Source organism: Thiofilum flexile DSM 14609, assembly GCF_000380185.1.
In the GTDB taxonomy this organism is placed as follows: Bacteria; Pseudomonadota; Gammaproteobacteria; order Thiotrichales; family Thiotrichaceae; genus Thiofilum; species Thiofilum flexile.
The window spans coordinates 68400-89308 of sequence record NZ_KB904748.1 but is presented as its reverse complement, the minus strand read 5'-3'; the positions used below and the strand labels follow the sequence as shown (position 1 = coordinate 89308).

20 protein-coding genes are annotated in these 20909 nt (G+C 43.6%); 7 read left to right on the top strand and 13 right to left on the bottom strand.

Features of this window, described 5'->3' with window-relative positions:
* Positions 1-26: 26 nt before the first annotated feature.
* Complete coding sequence (locus tag A3IK_RS0102825; protein ID WP_020558452.1) at positions 27-797, bottom strand: ferredoxin--NADP reductase; 771 nt, start codon at positions 795-797, stop codon at positions 27-29.
* Positions 798-954: 157 nt separating this feature from the next.
* Here A3IK_RS0102825 and A3IK_RS0102820 point away from each other — a divergent pair, with 157 nt between their 5' ends.
* Both A3IK_RS0102820 and A3IK_RS0102815 read left to right on the top strand, forming a co-directional pair.
* Positions 955-1527 carry a YqiA/YcfP family alpha/beta fold hydrolase gene (locus tag A3IK_RS0102820; protein WP_020558451.1) on the top strand — a complete coding sequence of 191 codons (573 nt, stop codon included), beginning with the start codon at positions 955-957 and terminating at the stop codon, positions 1525-1527.
* An 85-nt stretch (positions 1528-1612) separates the two neighbouring features.
* Complete coding sequence (locus tag A3IK_RS0102815) at positions 1613-2275, top strand: SPOR domain-containing protein (RefSeq protein WP_020558450.1); 663 nt, start codon at positions 1613-1615, stop codon at positions 2273-2275.
* A gap of 238 nt (positions 2276-2513) precedes the next feature.
* Here the strand turns inward: A3IK_RS0102815 and msrB are convergent, their stop codons facing one another.
* The 10 genes from msrB to A3IK_RS0102755 form a co-directional block, all read right to left on the bottom strand.
* The gene (gene msrB / locus A3IK_RS0102810) at positions 2514-3029 is read right to left on the bottom strand and encodes a peptide-methionine (R)-S-oxide reductase MsrB (protein ID WP_020558449.1); all 516 of its coding nucleotides are present in this window, start codon (positions 3027-3029) and stop codon (positions 2514-2516) included.
* A gap of 80 nt (positions 3030-3109) precedes the next feature.
* Entirely contained in the window at positions 3110-3721 is a 612-nt protein-coding gene (locus A3IK_RS0102805; protein ID WP_020558448.1) for a fumarylacetoacetate hydrolase family protein, read from the bottom strand.
* 202 nt (positions 3722-3923) lie between these two features.
* Positions 3924-4535 (bottom strand): peptidylprolyl isomerase, encoded by a 612-nt coding sequence (locus A3IK_RS0102800; RefSeq protein WP_020558447.1) that lies wholly within the window; start codon positions 4533-4535, stop codon positions 3924-3926.
* A 184-nt stretch (positions 4536-4719) separates the two neighbouring features.
* On the bottom strand, positions 4720-6414 hold the full coding sequence (locus A3IK_RS0102795) for an AAA family ATPase (protein ID WP_020558446.1): 1695 nt from the start codon (positions 6412-6414) through the stop codon (positions 4720-4722).
* A gap of 171 nt (positions 6415-6585) precedes the next feature.
* Positions 6586-7350, bottom strand: a complete 765-nt coding sequence (locus A3IK_RS0102785) for an ABC transporter permease (protein ID WP_020558444.1) — start codon at positions 7348-7350, stop codon at positions 6586-6588.
* On the bottom strand, positions 7347-8285 hold the full coding sequence (locus A3IK_RS0102780; protein WP_020558443.1) for an ABC transporter ATP-binding protein: 939 nt from the start codon (positions 8283-8285) through the stop codon (positions 7347-7349). Before A3IK_RS0102780 ends, A3IK_RS0102785 begins: the two co-directional genes overlap by 4 nt.
* Before the next feature lie 4 nt (positions 8286-8289).
* Positions 8290-9447 carry an ABC transporter permease gene (locus A3IK_RS0102775; protein WP_020558442.1) on the bottom strand — a complete coding sequence of 386 codons (1158 nt, stop codon included), beginning with the start codon at positions 9445-9447 and terminating at the stop codon, positions 8290-8292.
* A gap of 13 nt (positions 9448-9460) precedes the next feature.
* Entirely contained in the window at positions 9461-10387 is a 927-nt protein-coding gene (gene osmF, locus A3IK_RS0102770; protein WP_020558441.1) for a glycine betaine ABC transporter substrate-binding protein OsmF, read from the bottom strand.
* Positions 10388-10949: 562 nt separating this feature from the next.
* The gene (locus A3IK_RS0102760) at positions 10950-12296 is read right to left on the bottom strand and encodes a TROVE domain-containing protein (RefSeq protein ID WP_020558439.1); all 1347 of its coding nucleotides are present in this window, start codon (positions 12294-12296) and stop codon (positions 10950-10952) included.
* 483 nt (positions 12297-12779) lie between these two features.
* Entirely contained in the window at positions 12780-13736 is a 957-nt protein-coding gene (locus A3IK_RS0102755; RefSeq protein WP_020558438.1) for an alpha/beta hydrolase, read from the bottom strand.
* A 102-nt stretch (positions 13737-13838) separates the two neighbouring features.
* On the opposite strand from A3IK_RS0102755, the gene A3IK_RS0102750 reads away from it, so the two are divergent.
* From A3IK_RS0102750 to A3IK_RS0102735, 4 genes are all read left to right on the top strand, one after another.
* On the top strand, positions 13839-14249 hold the full coding sequence (locus A3IK_RS0102750) for an OsmC family protein (protein WP_020558437.1): 411 nt from the start codon (positions 13839-13841) through the stop codon (positions 14247-14249).
* A gap of 24 nt (positions 14250-14273) precedes the next feature.
* The gene (cysS, locus tag A3IK_RS0102745; RefSeq protein ID WP_020558436.1) at positions 14274-15656 is read left to right on the top strand and encodes a cysteine--tRNA ligase; all 1383 of its coding nucleotides are present in this window, start codon (positions 14274-14276) and stop codon (positions 15654-15656) included.
* Positions 15657-15730: 74 nt separating this feature from the next.
* Positions 15731-16084, top strand: coding sequence for a GFA family protein (locus A3IK_RS0102740; protein WP_020558435.1), 354 nt, complete (start codon positions 15731-15733; stop codon positions 16082-16084).
* A 55-nt stretch (positions 16085-16139) separates the two neighbouring features.
* A complete protein-coding gene (locus A3IK_RS0102735; RefSeq protein WP_020558434.1) occupies positions 16140-16724 on the top strand; it encodes a DUF2059 domain-containing protein in 585 nt (194 codons plus the stop codon).
* Between the two features lie 89 nt (positions 16725-16813).
* Here the strand turns inward: A3IK_RS0102735 and A3IK_RS0102730 are convergent, their stop codons facing one another.
* Positions 16814-18403, bottom strand: coding sequence for a peptide chain release factor 3 (locus A3IK_RS0102730; RefSeq protein ID WP_026220782.1), 1590 nt, complete (start codon positions 18401-18403; stop codon positions 16814-16816).
* A gap of 152 nt (positions 18404-18555) precedes the next feature.
* On the opposite strand from A3IK_RS0102730, the gene A3IK_RS0102725 reads away from it, so the two are divergent.
* A complete protein-coding gene (locus tag A3IK_RS0102725) occupies positions 18556-20343 on the top strand; it encodes an AAA family ATPase (RefSeq protein WP_020558432.1) in 1788 nt (595 codons plus the stop codon).
* Positions 20344-20352: 9 nt separating this feature from the next.
* Here A3IK_RS0102725 and A3IK_RS0102720 read toward each other — a convergent pair whose 3' ends face one another.
* Positions 20353-20907, bottom strand: coding sequence for a Uma2 family endonuclease (locus A3IK_RS0102720; protein ID WP_020558431.1), 555 nt, complete (start codon positions 20905-20907; stop codon positions 20353-20355).
* Positions 20908-20909: the final 2 nt, after the last annotated feature.

Sequence of the window (20909 nt, the reverse complement as noted above, 5' to 3'; positions counted from 1 at the left end):
TACAGATAATTCGATGCTTATGTTTACTAAAAATATTGTTCCGTTGTGATATGCCCCGGCTTATGACGTAGATGACGCTGCAAGCCGCGCTCACCTAATAAAGCTTTCATTTCGTCTAGCATGGCATGATTCCCACATAACATAACATGGGTATTAGCCGGATCTATTTCAAGCCCAGCCACTTGCTCTAAGCGCCCCGACTGTAACGCAGTGGTCACTCGCTCGGATAAACCGGCAGGATTAGGTTCGCGCGTTACACTGCTCACCCACTTAAATTGCTCAGGGTATTGTGCTTGAAGGTTGGCAATTAACTCACTATAAGCCAGCTCGGACTGTAAGGGTACACTTTGCACTAATACGATCTTGTTAAAACGCTGCCACACCTCAGCCGTGCGTAAGATAGATAAATAAGGCCCTAACCCCGTACCCGTGGCAATCATCCACAAATGTTCCGCTTGAGGGACCTCATCTAGCACAAAAAACCCATTGGCTGGCTGTGACACCTCAATAGTATCTCCGCTTTGCAATTGCGCCAAAGCCTGTGATAAGCGTCCATTCGGCACAATATTATAGAAAATCTCCGCCACCGTCGTTTCGGAGGGCGGGTTAACCAGAGAGTAGGATTTAGCCAAAGGCTTTATTTCCCCCTCCTGCTCAATTGGGAGTTGTAATTTAACAAACTGTCCCGCTTTAAAAGGTTGCTGGGGAACTTCAATCCATAGGGAAAGCAAACGTTCATTCCAGTGGTATTGACGTACTACTCGCCCCTGCAGCCATTGAGACTTGACAATCGCCATCCGTATTCCTCCGTCCTTAATTTGCTACCCAGCAAATTAACCATAAAATTATGGTGTCACAGTATACAGGTTGCAGCACAAGAGTCGAAACACCCCTATTCCTAGCAGCCTCATTTTACCTATGATAATAGCCCCTATGCCTAATTCGAGGTTATTTATGCACTGGCTCTATATTCATGGTTTTAATTCCTCCTCTCAATCCGGTAAAGCGCAAGAAACCAAACGCTATTTAGCCGCCCAAGGTCGCGAGACTGATTGGCTTTGCCCTGATTTATCCCATTATCCCGATGAGGCAATCCAACAGCTCACCCATATTATTGAACAGCTCCCTGAGCCTCCGGTATTAATTGGCAGCTCATTAGGTGGGTTTTATGCTACCGTATTAGTCTCACGCTTTAATCTCAAAGCTGTTTTAATTAATCCCGCCGTTAATCCCTCGCAACTATTAAAACCGGCTATTAATACCTTGCAAAAGTCATGGTATGGCGATAGTACCTATATCTTTACGCAAGCACATTTAGATCAATTAATTGCCCTAGAACTATCTACTCCGCACTATCCCGATAATATTTTAATGATGCAGGAAAAAGGCGATGAGGTATTGGACTGGGAAAAAGCGGTAGCTTATTACAGCGACTGTCATCAATTGATTTTTAATGGTGGTGATCATGGTTTTAGTCGTTATCGGATGGTGCTAAGCCTAATAGATCATTTCTTTACAAATACTTAGGGCTTTATGACCTTGTTAAGGTTAGTTAAGCTTTGCAAGGAATAGTATGGAGGACGTGTGTAAGTGTGTAGTTAGAGAGTTTAATATGATGCCTTTTTATTTATGGAGGAAGCTATTCTTTTCCTTCATTGTTAGCCTATTAGGATTTAGCTTAGCTACTGCTACCCAAGCAGCTAGTGTGGTTTTGACAGGAAAAATTTTAACTACTGAGGATAAGCCCGTTTCTAATATTACTGTTAGTATCGATACCCATAAAATCAGTGCTGCCACCGATCAACAAGGAGTCTTTCGTTTAGCCTTGCCGCCGAGTATCACAGAGGGTGATAAGCTCAAACTTGCTCTTAAAAATACCTCATACTCATTAATATCGCCTCATAAAGGGATAATCTATCTTCCTAAACAATGGAGCACGGAAGTTATTAGTTTAATTATTCGTGTGGATAGCATCCAATCCATTCCGCCCCCTAGTTCCACACCGACAAAACCCAATAAATCTAGCAACCCTAACCATTTTATTATTCAAATAGCTTCACTATCTGACAAAACCCAAGTCGAAAAGCTCATTCATAAAATTCAGCCCTCGCTAACAACGGCTCAAAGTTACTATCTAAAAGTACCTGATAAACCTGATCAATATAGAGTAGTAATCGGTGATTTTGATACTTCCATTACTGCGAATGAGCTAAAAGATAAACTCACCCAACAACAACTCATTTCTAAGGATAGTTTTGTGCGTAAAGCGTGGTAAATAACTAAGGAAAATAGCCAGCGATATAGTTAAACCCTAATAATACTTTATATTTAGTTTAGAGCAATCAGGGTTTAACTATATAAGTACTTGAACCAAAGTAATCGAATATTTCCTCCGCAGCCGCTGTGAATACGTCCCTGTACGCTACAAGGCGGCATCCCTGCCGCCAAGACTGCTCCAGAAATACCCGCTTACTTTGGTATACCTACTTAAGGAGTTTTATAAAAAAGCAGATTTAAGCGGCTTTAGGTTGAAAAGTTAATGCCACCCCATTAATACAATGACGCTTGCCCGTAGGAGCAGGGCCATCATCGAAAATATGCCCTAAATGTCCACCACAATCAGCACAATGAACTTCGGTGCGCGTGACAAACCACGAGCGATCACTTTGTGTACCTACCGCTCCATCTAAAGCCTGATAAAAACTAGGCCAGCCTGTGCCGCTTTCAAATTTAGTAGCAATATCGTAAAGCTCATTATTACATCCCGCACAATGGAAAATGCCAGCGCGTTTTTCGTGTAAGAAAGGGCTAGTATTGGGGCGCTCGGTATCGTGCTCACGTAATACGGCATATTGTGCAGAGGTTAATTGCTGTTTCCACTCGGCTGCGGTTTTTTGAATGGGAAAGGACTTAGCCTCTTCTGCTAGTACAGGATAGGAGACTAAGAGCGTCGATGCTCCGACACCTAATACTCCCTGTAAAAATGCTCGGCGCGATAGGGTTTTAGTAGAACGGTTTAGCTCAGTCATCACAATACCTCTTAGTTTCGATTATTATAAATTATTAAGACCCACAGACCCCCTCTAGGGTTCCCTACTCCCTAAACAGGCTAAACGGCCTGCCAGACTTGAGTAAGTAGGAGCTGACCTTTTAAAGACACCTGTCCCTTAAAGATAGAACCAGCTTTAATCTCCCCAACACCCTTAGGTGTCCCCGTCATGACAATATCGCCCTCATTTAGGGTAATAAAGGTGCTTAACTGAGCCAGAATCGTTTCTGGGTTATAAATCATCAAACCAATATGGCCTTGCTGCACGACCTCATCATTAATACTCAGCTCAAAAGTAAAATCCTTATCCTCTGGGCTAATCGCGACAAACTCACTAAATAAAGCTGCACCATCAAAGGCTTTAGCCCGCTCCCAGGGCAAACCTTTTGCTTTAAGCTTATTTTGCAAGCCGCGCTTAGTCAGATCTAACCCAAAACCTACCGCACTAAAACGCCCCTGCTCATACACAAAGCACAGCTCGCCCTCGTAATGAATCGGCTCTTGCTGAAAGGCTTTCAGAGTGCTGCTAATGGCTGAGTTAGGCTTAATAAAAACCACCATATCATCCGGTACTTCATTATTCAGCTCAGCAATATGATCGACATAATTACGCCCAATACACACGACCTTAGAGGGCGTCAGCGTGCGCTGCTCCATTTGAATAGTATTCATCATAACCTCCTTAACTTGTAGGTATAACAAAGTAATCGATTATTTCTGGAGCAGTCTTGGCAGCAGGGATGCTGCCTTGTAGCGTACAGGGAGGTATTCACAGCGACTGTGGAAGAAATACTCGATTACTTTGGCTCAACTACTTACAAACAAAAACGGTCCCCTCAGGAACCGTTCTCTCACTCACTAAAGCAATGCGAAGTTACTCCTGAACTTCAGTAGCTTTCAGAATAGTGACTGGCTCAACAGGCACATCCTCATGACGACCTTTTGATCCGGTTTTAACCTTCTCAATAGCATCAACTACATCCATACCAGACACAACTTTACCAAATACCGCATAGCCCCAGCCTTGTGGTGTTTCAGAGCGGAAATTGAGGAAGTCATTGTCCTTAGTATTAATAAAGAACTGTGAAGAAGCAGAATGAGGCACACTAGTACGCGCCATCGCTAAAGTGCCACGCATATTTTTCAGGCCATTATTAGCTTCATTTCTGATCGGAGCCTTAGTGGTTTTTTCGTGCATATTTTCATGCATGCCGCCCCCTTGAATCATAAAATTAGGGATGACACGATGGAACACTAAACCATTATAAAAACCATCACGGACATAACCTAAAAAGTTTTCCGTGCTAATGGGTGCATTTTTAGCATCCAGTTCAATCGTAATATTACCCTTACTGGTTTCCAGTAATACTTTTGGATTTGTAGACATAATGCCTCCAAGTGCTACTTCCGCTTCCGCTGCCACTGCAGAATTAATACCTACTAATGCCAGCATGGTTGCGAAAATATAATTCATAAAACGTTTCATTATTTCCCCCTTATCATTGTGGTCGATTGTTATGCGGTGCGCATCATAGCCCATCTACTGCCGTATGGCTATAAGCCGCCTAGTCTGGGATGATTTTAGAGCAGCCTTATTGGTTCGGAAGCAGCCAACCCAGAAAGCCCAGCTCACGCTCAAAGTTTAGCATTTTGTTGAGTATTTTTTAAGCTTATAGCCTAACCGCCTCGATGCGCTCACCATCGGTGACTAATACCCACGCGGCTAAGTTTTCCAGCTTAGCGATTTCAGGTAGTTGTAAATAGCCTTGAACCTGCTCTAACCCCTCTTGTTTCTTGGCTAGCCACCCTGATTCTTTGTCAGACTTTTTACTGTATTTAAGCTCAATCAAATGCTGATAAGGCACAGCAATAGGATTACGCTCTAATAATAAAATATCAGGGTATTTACGATTGAGTTCACGTTCGCTTTGGATGAAGTAAACTTGAGTTTGATAAAGCAAAGTCAGTAATAATACTTTCACATGCTTTTCATCCATGCCCATAGCATCACGATTGGAGAGTAATTGTAAGGCTCTCACCATTTCTACTAATAGCGGCTCAAAATCGGCATTTAAGGCTAATTGCTCTACTGCTAAGCGTAAGTGGTGATTAGGAATACTAAATTGATTACGTCGCTCTAACTCAACCTTAAAATAGTGAAAGTAAAACTCTTGAATCGCGTAATTGGGTATACCAAATACTTCACTCGCCAAGGTTTTACGCTTTAGGGTAATAAATCCCATATAGGCTAATAGACTAATAAAGTCATCTCGATCAAAACCCTTATCAAATTCAAATTTACGCTGCTGTAGCGCCTGCACCTCTCCATTATTAATTAATTCATCTAATACTTCAAAATTAGTATCTCGATTGCCAATGCTAAACATTTTCATAATCTTGCCATAATCCGAGGCAATATTTTCATCCATCATTGGCTCAGGGTATTCACAACGCTTTTGATCAAAGTTCTTAACAAAATACAACAGCATATTGGCATTATATACGGTCTCGTGAGCCTTTAAATTAAAGGAATAACCATTATACCAACGCTGTGTATCGGTAATTAAGCTCTCCAATACTAATGAACAATGATCTGCCAAAGGCTCTAATAATGTGATTACCTCACCTTCAGTAAAACCTATCGCTTCATTAAAAGCTTCATGTAGTGATAGATTTTGCCCAATATTAAACCCACTGGTCATGCTGTCGAGCATCATGGGAGTAACACCCGTCACAAAGAGCCGATCTAAGATACCACGCTGAGTAGCGGTCTTTAAAACTTCATAAAAACTACGAACAAAGCCACCCTTGCCCATAATGCGCTGAAAGAGCTTTAAGTCATCCGCCAAAATGCTATTAGCAAAGTGGTCATATTCGTCAATCAGCAGCATAATTTTTTGATCAGCAATTAGATCAAATAGATGCTGCATTTTAGCCGCAGGAGAAGTTTTAGCTTTTACCTCATCTTGAAAGGATTCAGGATAATTATAACGGCGTAAAAAATATTGTAGATGACTATCTAGTTTTTCATTGATACGCTGAAAAATGGCATCATGATCACCCTCGGTATCAATTCCGCTAAAATCCATAAATAGTATGGGATAGCTATTATGTAAGGGCGTTGGTTTTTTACCGATAGCTAAATGCCCAAATAGGCTATTAAACTCATTCTTATAAGCCACATCATAGTAATACTCTAACATCGACAAAAAAAGACTTTTGCCAAAACGACGGGGACGGAGTAAGAATAAATACTTACCTGCATCCTCTAGCAGAGGAATGTAATGCGTTTTATCGAGATAGATATATCCCTCTGTCATTAGGGTTTTAAAGTTACTTTCACCGTAGGGGATTTTAAGGTTCATGGTTTTTTAGCATCTAGTTATTGAGTATTAACTCTAACACTCTTTAGTGTGGGGTAGTGACTTTTGCACTCCTATATTCTGCTCTAACTGTAGGAGTAATTTACTCACTTCAGGCGGCAACTCAGTAAGGTAATTCTCAAGCGGCTCAAACGGAGGGCAAACCAAGACCATCTAAGCCACCTGAGCACTCAACCCCAACCGTTGCACTAAAAAGCTTTGCATTAATCCTAATAAGTCATAAATCAACACCGCCATGAGTCCTACAATTAATCCGCCTTGTAATACATAGGCCATGTTGTTGACTAATAGGCCCGCGATAATCACCTCGCCCAAACACTTAGCCGCAACCGTAGAGCCAATAGTAGCTGTCCCAATATTAATCACAGTGGCGACCTTAATACCCTCCAAAATCAAAGGCAAAGCCAAGGGTAATTCTACCCCCCATAAGCGCTGACTCGCTGACATCCCCATACCATCCGCCGCATCTAAAACAGCATAAGGTACTTGTTTAACCCCCGCGACGGTATTTTCAAAAATGGGTAATAGGCCATAGAGTGCTAGGGCAATTAAGGTAGGATAAGCACCAAAGCCCACGGCTGAAACCGCTAATGCCAGTACCGCCACAGGGGGAAAGGTTTGCCCAATATTAGCTATTGCACGCGCGAGGGGTAAAAACTCCAGACCACTCGGACGGGTAACACCAATGCCTGCACTCACGCCTAATAACGCACTCACCACTAATGAAACCAGCACTAGCTCTAAATGTTGTCCGGTCAAAGAGGCGAGACTATCCTGAGGATAAATAACCGCCGCCCCCTTAGGAGCGAGTGGTGCGAATAAAGTCTCAAACCAATAGGGTTTGAATACTAAAGCCAGAAACAACAACAGCACGACCAAACGCACAAGCCAAGGCCAATAAGCCCCTATTCTATTCATCGAGCCTGCCCTGCTTTTAAGATCTGGGGTAAATCGATAGAGCCAATGCGCTGCCCTTGGGCATTAATAATATTGGTGATAGGCACCCCACGCCACGTGAGTTCAGAGAGCACATCGCGCAAGGAAGCCTCAGCCGGCATATCCAGCTCAATGGCCTCATTCACTGGTTGCAAATGATCTTTGGCTTTGGCGAGGGATAATAGTTTTAAGGCGCGGTCTGAAGTTCCGGTCAATTGCACACAAAAGGGATCTGAGGGATTGACTAAAATATCCTCTGGAGCGGCATATTGTAATAGTTTACCGTCATGCATCACCGCTACCTTATCCGCGAGCAAGAAAGCTTCATCCATATCATGCGTCACCACGAGGATGGTAATGCCTAATTGCTGTTGAATGGTGAGCAAATCCTCTTGGGCTTTATGGCGAATGACTGGATCTAAGGCACCAAAGGGTTCATCCATGAGTAATAATTGCGGGCGGGCGGCGAGTGCTCTAGCCACCCCGACGCGCTGCTGTTGTCCACCGGATAATTGATGCGGCCATTTATGCGCGTATTGTTTGGGTTCTAAATCAAATAAATCCAATAACTCATAGACGCGCTCTTGAATCGTCGAGGCTTGCCATTGCAGCAATTTAGGCACGGTAGCAATATTTTCCGCGACAGTGCGATGCGGAAATAAGCCATTCCCCTGAATCACATAGCCCATACGCCGCCGTAATTCGGTAGCGGGCTGGCTCATAATATTACGCCCCTCAATCCAAATCTCGCCCTCACTCATATCGGTTAAGCGATTAATCATGCGTAATAAAGTCGACTTGCCCGAACCAGAAGTACCAACAATAGTCGTAATCGTGCCCGACTCAATCTCCATAGAGACCTGATCGACCACCGTCGTCTCTTGATAACGTTTGGAGACCTGACGAATTGAAATCATAGGTTCACTCCTCTTTTGGCTTTAGACTCTCCGCAATGGCATCTAATACCACCGCAGCCACAAAGGCTAACGCCACAATGGGCAATGCCCCCACTAAGACTAGATCAGTTGAAGTTTGTCCCAGTCCTTGAAACACAAAAGTCCCTAATCCCCCTCCTCCGACCAAGGCCGCCACGGTCACTAAACCAATGGTTTGCACCAGTACAATCCGAATCCCGGTGAGAATCACCGGAAAGGCTAAGGGCATTTCGACCTGCCATAAACGCTGCCGACGGGTTAATCCCATCCCACGAGCCGCCTCTCGCACTGTTGCCGGTACGCCATCTAAACCCACTACCGTATTGGTGACAATCGGGAGCAAACTATACAGCACCAGTGCAATCAAAGCCGGAGCCATACCAATGCCACTAACCCCCAATGCCCGCGCCCACTCACTATGCGCCGCCAACCACCCTAAGGGAGCCATCAATAAGCCAAATAAAGCAAGGCTCGGAATGGTTTGCACTAGGCTCAAGGTTTGCAATACCACACTGCGCCACTTTGGTATTTGAAAGCTCAGCAATCCTAGTGGTAAACCAATAAGTAAAGCCAGCAGCAAAGTACTCAGGGTGAGTTGTAAGTGCCGGAAAGCTTCCGACCAAAACTGCGGTTCACGCGCATAAAACTCACGCATTACCGCCAGATCATCGAGTAGCCCTGACTGAATCAGGACAATACCTAAAAGTAGATAGGTCACTAATACCCCAATGCGCTGCCACGCTAACAGCCGCTTACGCACCAAGGCATCCGTCACCGAGAGGCTCAATACCAATAGCAAAATCCAAAACGCACTGGCAGGGGTAATACGTATCGCTGGCTTAATAGCCAACTGGGTTGCCATTAGACCCATGCCCATGATTAGGACCATGAGGGCAATATTTGCGGTCAGAAAGCGCCGCAGCAAACAAGGAGAAACAAAGCTCAGCAGCGACCATATGCCTAAAGCCATGATGAGCACCACGCTCCCCGGCTGATCCAATAGCTCAAATAGGGTATAACTATTACCAGCGGCAATCCGGTTAGGCTTTACCACTAAAAAGGGCAAACTTACCGCCACTAGCCATGCCACACTCACAAGTAATAAGGTAACACGGTCGACCTTAGGGGATAGCATACGAGTCATGAACATCCCTAAGCTACTTCAGCAAGCCTTTTTCCTTGAGATAAGACTCAGCGACGGCTTTAGGTAACTCACCATCCACCTGCACCCGTGCATTCAAACCGCGCAATACACTAGCATCCAAAGACTGAAACACCGGCTCTAATATTTTGGCAATATCGGGGTTATTTTTTAATACTTCTTCACGAATCACCGGAGCGGGTGCATAGACTACTTGGGTATTTTTATCATCTTCCATCACCACCAAACCGGCTGGCTCAATCGCGCCGTCAGTGCCATAGACCATAGCGGTATTAACACCATTAGTTTGCTCGGCTGCGGCTTTAATGGTATTGGCAGTATCGCCCCCTGATACGACAATCATTTGCTCAGGTTTTAGTTTAAATTCATAAGTCGTCTCAAAGGCGGGTAAGGCACCATCAAAATTCACAAACTCTTGCGAGGCAATCAGTTTAGCATTTCCACCACCTGCGACCCATTTGCCAAAATCTGTCATGGTTTTGAGATTATTAGGGGTAGCGACATCGGAACGCACGGCGAGCGCATAGGTATTGTTAGCATTAGCCGGTGGGAGCCATACTAGTCTATTTGAGTCATAATCGAGCTGCTTAACCTTTTCCCAACCTTTTTGTAGGTCTTTCCATTCTGGTGCTTCTTTTTGATTATCAAACATAAAAGCGCCATTGCCGGTGTATTCGGGAACTAGGTCAATCTCACTGCTCATAATCGCTCTACGAATGATCGGTAGGCCACCTAAGGACAGTTTATCTTGGGTTTTTATACCATGGGCTTCAAGGGTGAGAATCATCATATTGCCCAATAAAGTACCCTCGGTATCAATCTTAGAGGACACCACTACGGGCTTATTGTCGGCTAATGTCGTATTTAGCACAGTAGACAAAGACAGCACCGCTGTAGCTATTATTAGACCTAATTTACTCATGGAATACTCCTAATGAATGCGGGTAAACAGTTTGAGAGCTTAATCAATTTGGGAGTATAACAACAGAACACTTAGATTATAGGCGAACTTTCATCGGCTCTCTCATGTGACTTTATCAATCACGTATCTGTATCTATCGGTTAATGGGGCTCTTTTTATATTTACTGTAGATATAGATTAAGTGTGTATTAGCACTGAATCACTTGCGCCCTCATGGGTGAAAGCGCATAGGAGCTTATTATTATGTGCTACATTCTAACACATAGTTATCCGTGGCGAGCAAAATGGACAGCGGGAACAGGCGATGACGGACTACAGATACTTGCGTATCTGGGTGGATTCGAACCACCAAAACCGATGAAGTAACCGTCATCTACACCACGCTGATAAATCAAAAACAATCACAAACACGATAATCATTCATATGACATAACGGCTTGCTGCACCATGTAGGCCTAACTATACCCTAGGCTTACCATTATTAAAATCATGTTTTCTCACTATCGATAGCGTACTAGTACTAAGAGAGTGCGAGCTGTGAGTCGCTAGCACTCCAAGCGGCTTAGGCAGCCTCTAGTGTATGCACAAACCGGATAATGGACTCAGAAAATCCATCGATATGAATCCACTGGCCATAGCCCACCCCATTTCTATAGTTGGCAATATTGATCATATAATTTTGCCCTGAGGTGGGCTGGGGAACATCCGTGCTAGATTGTTCATCCGTCAAGACGATTAGGCGATCATACTCCCTTGCCAGCATAGCCTTTACCGCACCGCCCAGATCCGTACCTGCATTCAGCGGTTGCAGTAACTCTGCCAGTGCGAAACCACGACGAGGAGGCGTTTGTGCCAACCATACATACCCACTATTTTTCTCGCCTGCTGTAAACCACCAGACCTCAACCTCCTCACACACTTCACGCAATAACACCGCCAAAGCGGCTGCCGCATCACCGCGTGACAAGTCTGATTTGCTGGATAGTTGCGCCTCCATAGAACCGGAGCGATCCACTAGAATAATAGTCTTACCCGGAAGCTTTTCCATACTGGCGGTAGCCTTGAGCATGGCAGGCTCGATAATATCCTCCCACGCCGGAACTGCACGGGCTGCTGCAATAAACCGAAAGGGTAATATCTGACTAATACCCTTATTCTGCATTAAATAATCCGCAATCAGGCGCTTATCAACCTTCGTCTGCTGCATATTACGCAGATTACGCAGCGCGGCTAAATAGCCAATGCGGTTCCGTTTTAATAGATCAGTAAATACTTCACCCTTATCCTCACCCCCGGATAGGCGTACCTCCCAGGTATCAGGAACAGCTAGTTTTCCCTCAATCAAGCGCTTCCATAGTTCAGCCTGATCTTGATCTTTTGGCTTGGCGTGCACCATAAACAATACATCCACCAATTTGATACCATTATCGCGGTTATATTTTGCGAGCTGATATTCATCAAACTTAGTAAAGGCGGCGGCTAGCCCTTGCTTGACCTGTCTGGTTAGCTTTTCTTTGGTTTTGCGCCGATCAGCCCCACCCCAATAAAGTGCTAAAAACTCAGCCAGCTCATCAGGACGGTTAATGACCTGTTGTAAGGTACTCGCCACAAGAGTGGAACCCTTAACCTCTTTATGGCGTGCTAGCTCGCGGGTCAATAATAAAGGCGCATGACGCAAATGATGGGTATTGCGGGCTTCAATGGCTAGTTCAGATAACTGTTGAGCACTGATGAGATGGGCAAGATCATGGATGCGGTCTGCAACCGATACACCGGATTCATAAAAGCCATCCTCCCAGAGCAAACAAGCCATAATAGTCCGGCGTAGCTCTAGATAAGGGCTGATGTTGGGGGATTTCGCACCTTCATGGGTGAAAGTGGATGCTGTTTTTTTATTAATACGTGCCACGTTCTAACTCCTTGTTATCCGTGGCAAGCAAAATGGACAGTGGGAACAGGCGATGACGGGCTATTTTACTCTATTACTAGAGCCACAGATACTTTCGTATCTGGGTGGATTTGAACCACACTTCAATGAAATAGTTATATTCCAAGGAAGTCACCATTTGAAGTAACCGTTATCTACACCACACTGATAATAGAGGTGTTAATGGTAAGGGACAGCGGGAACAGGCGATCACGGACTATGCTGTACTCTATCCAACTGAGCTACAGATGCTTTCACATCTGGGTGGACTCGAACCACCGACCACAGGTTCCTTAAAACGAAGTAACCGTCATCTACACCACGCTGATTATCCGGGACCCTCACAAACAGTATCATCGTTTAAGAGAAACCGCTGTTTGCTACACCACGGGAGGTTTACTATACCTTAAGTTTAGTATAATTCAAATAATGTTTTCCCCATCATCACAGGTTCTATCAGCCTATTTATTCTTTCACCGCTCTAGTTGTTTTCATCCACTGCAAAGCATCATCCATTACCCGTTTTCCCTGTAAATCACGCATGAGCATATGCCAACCATTCGGATATTCTTTATAGGTATTAGTACTCGCTTTAGGTAAGCGTTGGCGTAAACGATTAATCGGTTTATAGGGAATCACCTGATCTTTTAAACCATATAAAACTAAAGTGGGATAAGACATAGTATTCGCCGCTTGATAAGCACTATCCATTAAATCGACTAAACCTGCTACGGTATCCATACGGCTTTTGCGAATCATATAAGGGCTTTGCCAAATCTCGCGCAGCATTGCATCATTATCCGAGGCGCGAATTTTTAAACTCGTTCCAGAGGGTGACCAATGTGGAGCAACACGCCTAACCAAGGCTAATGACCAGCGCTGATAAAACGGTTGCGTTGCTCGCGTCCACACCGCAGGGGCTTCTAAAATCACACCTTGCAAAGGCAAATTCGGATGACCTGCTGTCGCTTTGAGTACCACCGCTGCCCCCATTGATGTACCTAATAAAAATAGCGGCTGATTGGGTGACTGTGCATGTACTAATTGCACAAACTGCCGAGTATCCTGTGCCATACGCTCATCCCCTGCCCAAAGCCCGCGCTGCTCACCGCGCCCAAAACCGCGCTGATCATAAGCCCAAACCTTCACCCCTTGGCTGGCAAAATATTTGCCTACATGGTCAAAAGCCCCCGCATATTCATTAAAACCATGTAATAAAATTAAATGTGCCTGTGGTGTTGTGGGTGAGTTCCAAACTTGCAAGGGTAAGCGCGTAGCATCGTCGGCTATAAAAGACTGAGGCGTTAAGGCAGGTGTAGCCCGTTCTTGGCTTTGTAGGTAGTGAGTCGTGGCACAGCCCCCTAGGCTCAGTAAAACGGCTAATAAACACAAACCCTGAATTAATCGCTTAGCCTGTCGCATTGCTTATTCCCTTATCTTGATTAAATGCTGATCATGCACACGCAAGTAGCGGAAGCACAGCCTTTTCGCTACCATGTTGGCTTAAAGAGAAGGAGTATCCCTATGCCTAGTAAAGACCCACACACGGTTGTCGTCAATTTGCGTAATCCTACGGGTTATACCTGTGATATCAAAGCAGGCCATCATCCCCTTGTGGCGGATGAGCCGGCAACATTAGGAGGAGAAGATTTAGGTGCAGCCCCGTATGAACTACTGAAAGCCGCACTCGGTGCGTGTACGGCCATGACGATTCGTATGTATGCTGAGCGTAAAAAATGGGACTTACAAGATGCCCAAATTACCCTGCGCCACAGCCGTGATACGAATAAAAATAGTGTCATTGAACGCGATATTAAACTGATCGGTAATCTCGATGCTGAACAACGCGAGCGTTTATTAGAGATTGCGGATCGTTGCCCGGTGCATAAAACACTCAGTCATGGAGCGAGTATTTTAAGCCGTTTAGTTGATTAATATTAGAGAATTAAGTGCTTTATTATGTTACAGATTTACAATAGTTTAACCCGTCAAAAAGAAATCTTTACTCCTTTGGAAGCTGGCAAAGTACGCATGTATGTGTGCGGTATGACGGTCTATGATTATTGTCATCTAGGACATGCACGGGTCATGGTCGTGTTTGATATGGTCTATCGCTATCTGCAAGCGTTAGGCTATGACGTGACCTATGTACGCAATATCACCGATATTGACGATAAAATTATTAAACGTGCCAATGAAAACGGCGAAACTATCCAAGCGCTCACCGCACGCTTTATTCAAGCCATGTATGAGGATGAAGCCGCACTACAGGTATTGCGCCCTAACCTTGAGCCTAAAGCGACCGAATATATCCCCGCTATGCAGGCCATGATTCAGACCTTGATTACTAAAGGTTTGGCTTATGTCGGCAGCAATCAGGATGTGTATTATGACGTCTCTGAGTTTGTGGGTTATGGCAAATTATCCGGGCGTAAATTAGAAGATTTACGCGCAGGTGAGCGTATTGCCATTGATGAAGTCAAAAACGATCCACTCGATTTCGTACTCTGGAAAGCCGCCAAACCGCAAGAACCTGCATGGGCCGCGAGTTGGGGACAGGGGCGTCCGGGGTGGCATATTGAATGCTCCGCCATGTCGACTAAGCTCTTAGGCGAGCAGTTTGATATTCATGGGGGGGGGCATGATTTGCAATTCCCGCATCATGAAAATGAAATTGCTCAAACCGAAGGTTGCACCGGACATCAGTCGGTTAATTATTGGATGCATAATGGCTTTGTGCGTATTGATGGCGAGAAAATGTCTAAATCATTGGGCAATTTCTTTACCGTGCGCGAAATACTCGAACATTATAAAGCTGAAGAAGTGCGCTTTTTTCTCCTGAATAGCCATTATCGCAGTCCGGTCAATTACAGCACTGAAACCTTAGACCATGCTCGCAATTCATTAACACGCCTATATACTGCGTTACGTGATGTCAATCTCAATGTCACCCCTGCGCTCGATACCGCTTATGAGCAACGCTTTCATACTGCCATGCAGGATGATTTTAATACGCCAGAAGCTATTGCAGTATTGTTTGATTTAGCGCGGGAAATTAACCGCCTCAGTCATGAAAATGCTGAAAGTGCATCCACTCATGCGGCACTCTTAAAACAACTAGCCAGTGTTTTAGGTTTACTAAACAGTGACAGTGAGACTTGGTTTAAGGGTGACAGTAAAGGGGGGTTTGCAGATAGTGCGATTGAAGCCTTGATCCAACAACGCAATGAGGCACGCGCTACTAAACAATGGGCCGAATCAGACCGTATTCGTGATGAATTAAAAGCTCAAGGGATTCTATTGGAGGATAAGTCTGGCGTGACGACTTGGAAGCGAGGCTAATAGCGTGTCATTTGCCCTTTAGTACTGATGAATTTATAATTTCCCTCTCAATATAGAAGCCATTGGAGTCACTCATGCAAACTTATCAAGGTAGCTGTCACTGTGGTGCTATTCAATTTGAATTTACAGCGCCTACGATTAGCAGCAGTTTGCGTTGTAACTGCTCTTTTTGCAAACGCCGAGGTGCGGTCATGAGTGACTTTATGCTAGCACCTGAAGAATTAAAAATTACTATTCAGAATGATGCTTTAGCCACCTATGCCTTTGGTTCAGAGGTCGCTAAACATCATTTTTGCAAACACTGTGGGATCTATCCCTTTCATCAGACACTACGCAAGCCCGGACACTACCGCGTGAATTTAGGCTGTATCGATAGCCTAGATGCTTTATCGCTTCCTGCCCCTGTTTTCAATGGTGCTGCTCTGTAAATACTCTCAATCACGTCTAATTAAAATAAGCTTTTTTTAATACCTAGGAATTATTATGAAATTCGTTAAAGTTATTGCACTTTCTTTATTATTCAGCACTCACTTAGCCTTTGCCGAACCTGCTACTGATGCGACTATTGAAGAGTTATTAACGCTCACCAAATCTGAAAAAATGATTACGGACATACATGAGCAAGTCAAATCCATGATGGATCAAAGCATGGCTAAAATGACTCAAGGTGAGGAAATCAATCCAGAAGAGCAAAAAGCTATTGATAATATGATCAGCAAAATGCTGGCAGCAATGAAAGAAGAAGTAAGCTGGGAAAAAATGAAACCCCTTAGTATAAAGTTATATAAAGAAACGTTTACTGAGGAAGAGTTAAAAGGCATGGTAGATTTTTATAAAACCCCTGCAGGAGAAGCTATGGCAAATAAAATGCCTACTTTAATGCAAAACACCATGACTGCTACTCAAGACATGATGGTTGGTTTACAGCCTAAAATGGCAAAAATTCAACAAGAATTTATGCAGGATATGGCGAAAGCGAAGGATGCTGCCGCAGAAGCTAAACCAGAAGCCAAAACCGAGGAAAAGGCCGAAGGCAAAGCTGAAGAAAAAGCCGAAGAAAAGAAATAAGCGACCCGCTAAAATAAGCGGGTATTTCTGTTAAGACTCTTCAGAAATACCCGCTTATACTAAGATGAACTAATAAGATATAAATCTCATTACAGCGCCATACCGTGTTCCCGTGTGGAGTGGAAGGTAATATCCGGCCATTTTTCTTGCGCCATTTGTAAATTCACTCGAGTCGGTGCGATATAAACTAACTCACCCGCATGATCGAGCGCTAAATTAGCGGCTGCCTTAGTTTTAAACTCTTCCCATTTTTTCTCATTACTAGAAGTCACCCAACGAGCGGTGCTGACATTCACAGCCTCAAAAATAGCATCGACTTTATATTCATCTTTTAAGCGCTGTGCGACTACGTCAAATTGTAGAATACCGACTGCACCTAAAATCAGATCATTATTGGTCAGTGGCTTAAATAATTGAGTAGCTCCCTCTTCGCATAATTCGGCTAGCCCTTTTTGCAGTTGCTTCATTTTTAAAGGGTCACGTAATTGTGCGCGGCGGAATAGCTCCGGTGCGAAATTGGGTATGCCGGTAAATTGCAGACTTTCGCCCATCGTAAAGGTATCACCAATGCGAATACTGCCGTGATTATGTAACCCAATAATATCCCCCGGATACGCATCCTCGACATGCTCACGGTCAGAGGCCATAAAGGTGAGTGCATCGGGAATTTTCACATCTTTACCCAAACGTACATGACGCGCTTTCATACCCTTTTCAAATTTGCCAGAACATACCCGTAAAAAGGCCATGCGATCACGATGTTGAGGATCCATATTGGCTTGAATTTTAAAGACAAAGCCTGTGAAAGGCTCTTCTTCGGCCTTGACTGCGCGTGTAATCGTCGGGCGAGCTTGAGGAGCAGGTGCATATTCGACGAAATCATCGAGTAATTCACGAATACCAAAACTATTAAGTGCTGTACCAAAATAGACAGGGGTTAAGGTGCCTTTTAAATACGCCTCTACATTAAACTCGTGACTTGCCCCTTTCACTAATTCAATTTCTTCGCGTAATTCATCGGCTTGAGTACCCAGCTTTTCATCTAATTCGGGATTATCTAAACCTTGAATCTCGTCATAGTCGAGCTTTTTTTCGGTACTCGGCTTATACAAAATGACTTTATCTTGATAGAGGTGGTAAATACCTTTTAGGCGTTTACCCATACCAATCGGCCAGGTAATGGGAGCGCATTGAATATTTAATACCGTTTCGACTTCATCTAATAATTCAATCGGCTCTTTACCTTCGCGGTCGAGCTTATTAATAAAGGTCATAATCGGCGTATCGCGTAAACGGCAGACTTCCATTAATTTAATGGTGCGCTCCTCGACCCCTTTTGCCACGTCGATGACCATTAAGGCCGAATCGACAGCGGTGAGGACACGGTAGGTGTCTTCGGAGAAGTCCTCGTGTCCGGGGGTGTCGAGTAGATTGACAATGCGCCCATTATAGGGGAATTGCATCACCGACGACGTGACCGAGATGCCGCGCTCTTTTTCCATGGTCATCCAGTCTGAGGTAGCGTGGCGAGCCGCTTTGCGCCCTTTGACGGTTCCGGCTAATTGAATAGCACCCCCGAATAGGAGCACTTTTTCGGTCATAGTGGTTTTTCCCGCGTCAGGGTGCGAGATGATGGCGAAGGTTCTTCGGCGGGCAGTTTCTTGCAAACGATCAGTCATGGTGAGTGGAATTAAGCTGATTACTAAGGGTGCGGATTATAGCGGAAGGCAGGGGTTGGGTACAGAAAAGTGCTAGGGTTTAATGCGAGATGGTCAAACCTAGACCAAGGGTATTAGTATAATAGATGAATGATTAACAAATCGAGCGCATTATGTTTTCTAAAATTTGGTCGAATGCATTAAAGGGTTATGCCTCTGAACCACAAGAATCTGAATATGACTACCTTGAAGTTAAAAAGGTTAATTTTTTTGTTGGTGCTAATAATAGTGGGAAGAGTCGCTTAATAAGGGAGCTAGTCAAATCAAAGCGGGAAAATTACACAATAAGCTCGGATGCCATATTTGAAGCAATAGATAAAATATTAAGCTATTTCAAAGAAAAAAGTGAGGATTCATTTAAAAAACGTGCTCAATATCTAAGAGATGCCCCTCTAGAAAGCTTATTAGAAATTGAATTATTAATAAAAGATTTTAATCAATTTGCAAGTGAATACTCCTATAAAAATGGTCGGCAGGGCATAGGAAAAATAACGGAATTAAATGATAGCAAATACCCAACATTATCAAGCATAAAGGAGATATCTTTAAAAGAGATTACCATCAACCTATCTCCTAATGTTGATAAAAAGCATTACATCCCTATACTAAGAGGGCTTAGACCTTTTGACTCAAATAAGGATCATTATTTAGACAGAACAACAAAAGATTATTTTGATAACCTATACAACAACAGTATAGATACTGGATTCAATTTATATGAAAATTTAATGACTTTACTACTTGGACAACCAGAACAACGAAAAATAGTGCGTGAATATGAAAAGATTTTAGGAGATCATTTTTTCGATCAAGCTGAGCTAACATTAATACCCGAATACAAGAAAGATACTGTAGCCGTTAAAATAGGGATTGAAAAACAATTCCCTATTTACCACTTAGGCGATGGCCTACAACAAATCATCATAATTACTTCAGCCGCCTACCTTGAAACTGAGCCTTCTATGTTCTTCATCGAAGAACCTGAAATCAATCTACACCCCGGAATGCTCCGCAAGCTTATTCATTTCCTAATCGACCACACACCACATCAGTACTTCATAACTACTCACTCTAATCACCTCATTGATTTTTATAACTATAGTGATCAAGTCACCGTTCATCGTCTCAAGAAAAAAGTAGAAGGTGATAAAACCACTTTTACCATACATGACTGCAAAGAAGACAAAGATTTACTACGCGAGTTAGGTGTGCTTAATACCTCTGTTTATTTAGCTAACTCCACCATCTGGGTTGAAGGTATTACCGATCGCTTATACCTAAAAGCCTATATGAAAAAATACTTAACCGAACATCCAGAAAAGCAACAATGGCAAAACTACAGCGAGCATATTCACTATGCTTTTGTAGAATATCAAGGTGGCGTATTAGGACATTGGGATTTTAACGAGGATGAAGAGGCTAGCGACTCGCTCAAAGCTTTAAAACTTTGTGCCACACCCTTTTTAATAGCAGATGGTGATATCAAAACTAAAGGAGATCGTTATCAAATCTTAGTTAACCAATTAGGCGATAGCTTATTTGTGACTCAAGGCAAAGAGTTTGAAAATATGCTGCCTGAAGAGATTTTAAAAGCTACAGCTAACGATTTTTTTAACCGTGCTAGTAAAAAGAAAGAAGGCTTATCATCTGAAAATCTGATTAATATAAAATATAATGATTACTTTAGCTCTCCGAACGGTATTGGTAAATACTTAGATGGTTTAGTAGAAAGCACTAATAATCTATTTTCGGCAGCTAGTGGCACTATTCGAGAGAAAGTGAAGTTTTGTGATATAGCCTGCGAGCATATGTATAATAAAAATTTTCAGTGGGAATTAACCCCTGAATTAACTGATCTGTGTGAGAAAATATTTACTCATATTGAGCGCTGTAATAGTTAAATTACAGGCTCACACTAACACACTATCCACCCTCACCTGTTCGCCATTACTACATACAAACGTGCTGCCCGCTTTCACACTACAATAGCGGGTATAGCGCCCGTTTTCTGGCTCTTGAAACACCTCAAGGCAATTTTCTTTTAGATTAACCAACCAATACTCTGGAATACCTTGGCTAGCGTAAAGTGCTGCCTTTAATCGATCATAGGCTAGCGTACTATTCGCTACCTCAACCACCAACGCTGCGGTTTGTGGATGAGTATGGCGATAATCCATAAAACTCCCTGTTACCACAGCTACATCAGGCTCCGGCTCGGAATCCTCACCCAAAGCCAAAGGCATTTGCATACGCACATGATAACCCGCCCCAAATAAACTGCGCAGATAATCCGCCATGACTTGAATAGAGGTTGCGTGATAACTTCCTTGTGGTGTCATATCAATAATAGCTCCCTCAATCAGTTCAAAACGAGCCTCAGGATGAAAGACCCCCGCCTCGATCATGCGTTCATACTCGGTACGCGTCCAACGGTGTGGCTGAGCCAACAATGCAGAAGACGACATAA

Coding starts and splice junctions, on each gene's coding strand:
- A3IK_RS0102825 (WP_020558452.1), bottom strand. CDS start 797: ATGGCGATTGTCAAGTCTCAATGGCTGCAGGGGCGAGTAGTACGTCAA.
- A3IK_RS0102820 (WP_020558451.1), top strand. CDS start 955: ATGCACTGGCTCTATATTCATGGTTTTAATTCCTCCTCTCAATCCGGT.
- A3IK_RS0102815 (WP_020558450.1), top strand. CDS start 1,613: ATGATGCCTTTTTATTTATGGAGGAAGCTATTCTTTTCCTTCATTGTT.
- msrB (WP_020558449.1), bottom strand. CDS start 3,029: ATGACTGAGCTAAACCGTTCTACTAAAACCCTATCGCGCCGAGCATTT.
- A3IK_RS0102805 (WP_020558448.1), bottom strand. CDS start 3,721: ATGAATACTATTCAAATGGAGCAGCGCACGCTGACGCCCTCTAAGGTC.
- A3IK_RS0102800 (WP_020558447.1), bottom strand. CDS start 4,535: ATGAAACGTTTTATGAATTATATTTTCGCAACCATGCTGGCATTAGTA.
- A3IK_RS0102795 (WP_020558446.1), bottom strand. CDS start 6,414: ATGAACCTTAAAATCCCCTACGGTGAAAGTAACTTTAAAACCCTAATG.
- A3IK_RS0102785 (WP_020558444.1), bottom strand. CDS start 7,350: ATGAATAGAATAGGGGCTTATTGGCCTTGGCTTGTGCGTTTGGTCGTG.
- A3IK_RS0102780 (WP_020558443.1), bottom strand. CDS start 8,285: ATGATTTCAATTCGTCAGGTCTCCAAACGTTATCAAGAGACGACGGTG.
- A3IK_RS0102775 (WP_020558442.1), bottom strand. CDS start 9,447: ATGACTCGTATGCTATCCCCTAAGGTCGACCGTGTTACCTTATTACTT.
- osmF (WP_020558441.1), bottom strand. CDS start 10,387: ATGAGTAAATTAGGTCTAATAATAGCTACAGCGGTGCTGTCTTTGTCT.
- A3IK_RS0102755 (WP_020558438.1), bottom strand. CDS start 13,736: ATGCGACAGGCTAAGCGATTAATTCAGGGTTTGTGTTTATTAGCCGTT.
- A3IK_RS0102750 (WP_020558437.1), top strand. CDS start 13,839: ATGCCTAGTAAAGACCCACACACGGTTGTCGTCAATTTGCGTAATCCT.
- cysS (WP_020558436.1), top strand. CDS start 14,274: ATGTTACAGATTTACAATAGTTTAACCCGTCAAAAAGAAATCTTTACT.
- A3IK_RS0102740 (WP_020558435.1), top strand. CDS start 15,731: ATGCAAACTTATCAAGGTAGCTGTCACTGTGGTGCTATTCAATTTGAA.
- A3IK_RS0102735 (WP_020558434.1), top strand. CDS start 16,140: ATGAAATTCGTTAAAGTTATTGCACTTTCTTTATTATTCAGCACTCAC.
- A3IK_RS0102730 (WP_026220782.1), bottom strand. CDS start 18,403: ATGACTGATCGTTTGCAAGAAACTGCCCGCCGAAGAACCTTCGCCATC.
- A3IK_RS0102725 (WP_020558432.1), top strand. CDS start 18,556: ATGTTTTCTAAAATTTGGTCGAATGCATTAAAGGGTTATGCCTCTGAA.
- A3IK_RS0102720 (WP_020558431.1), bottom strand. CDS start 20,907: ATGTCGTCTTCTGCATTGTTGGCTCAGCCACACCGTTGGACGCGTACC.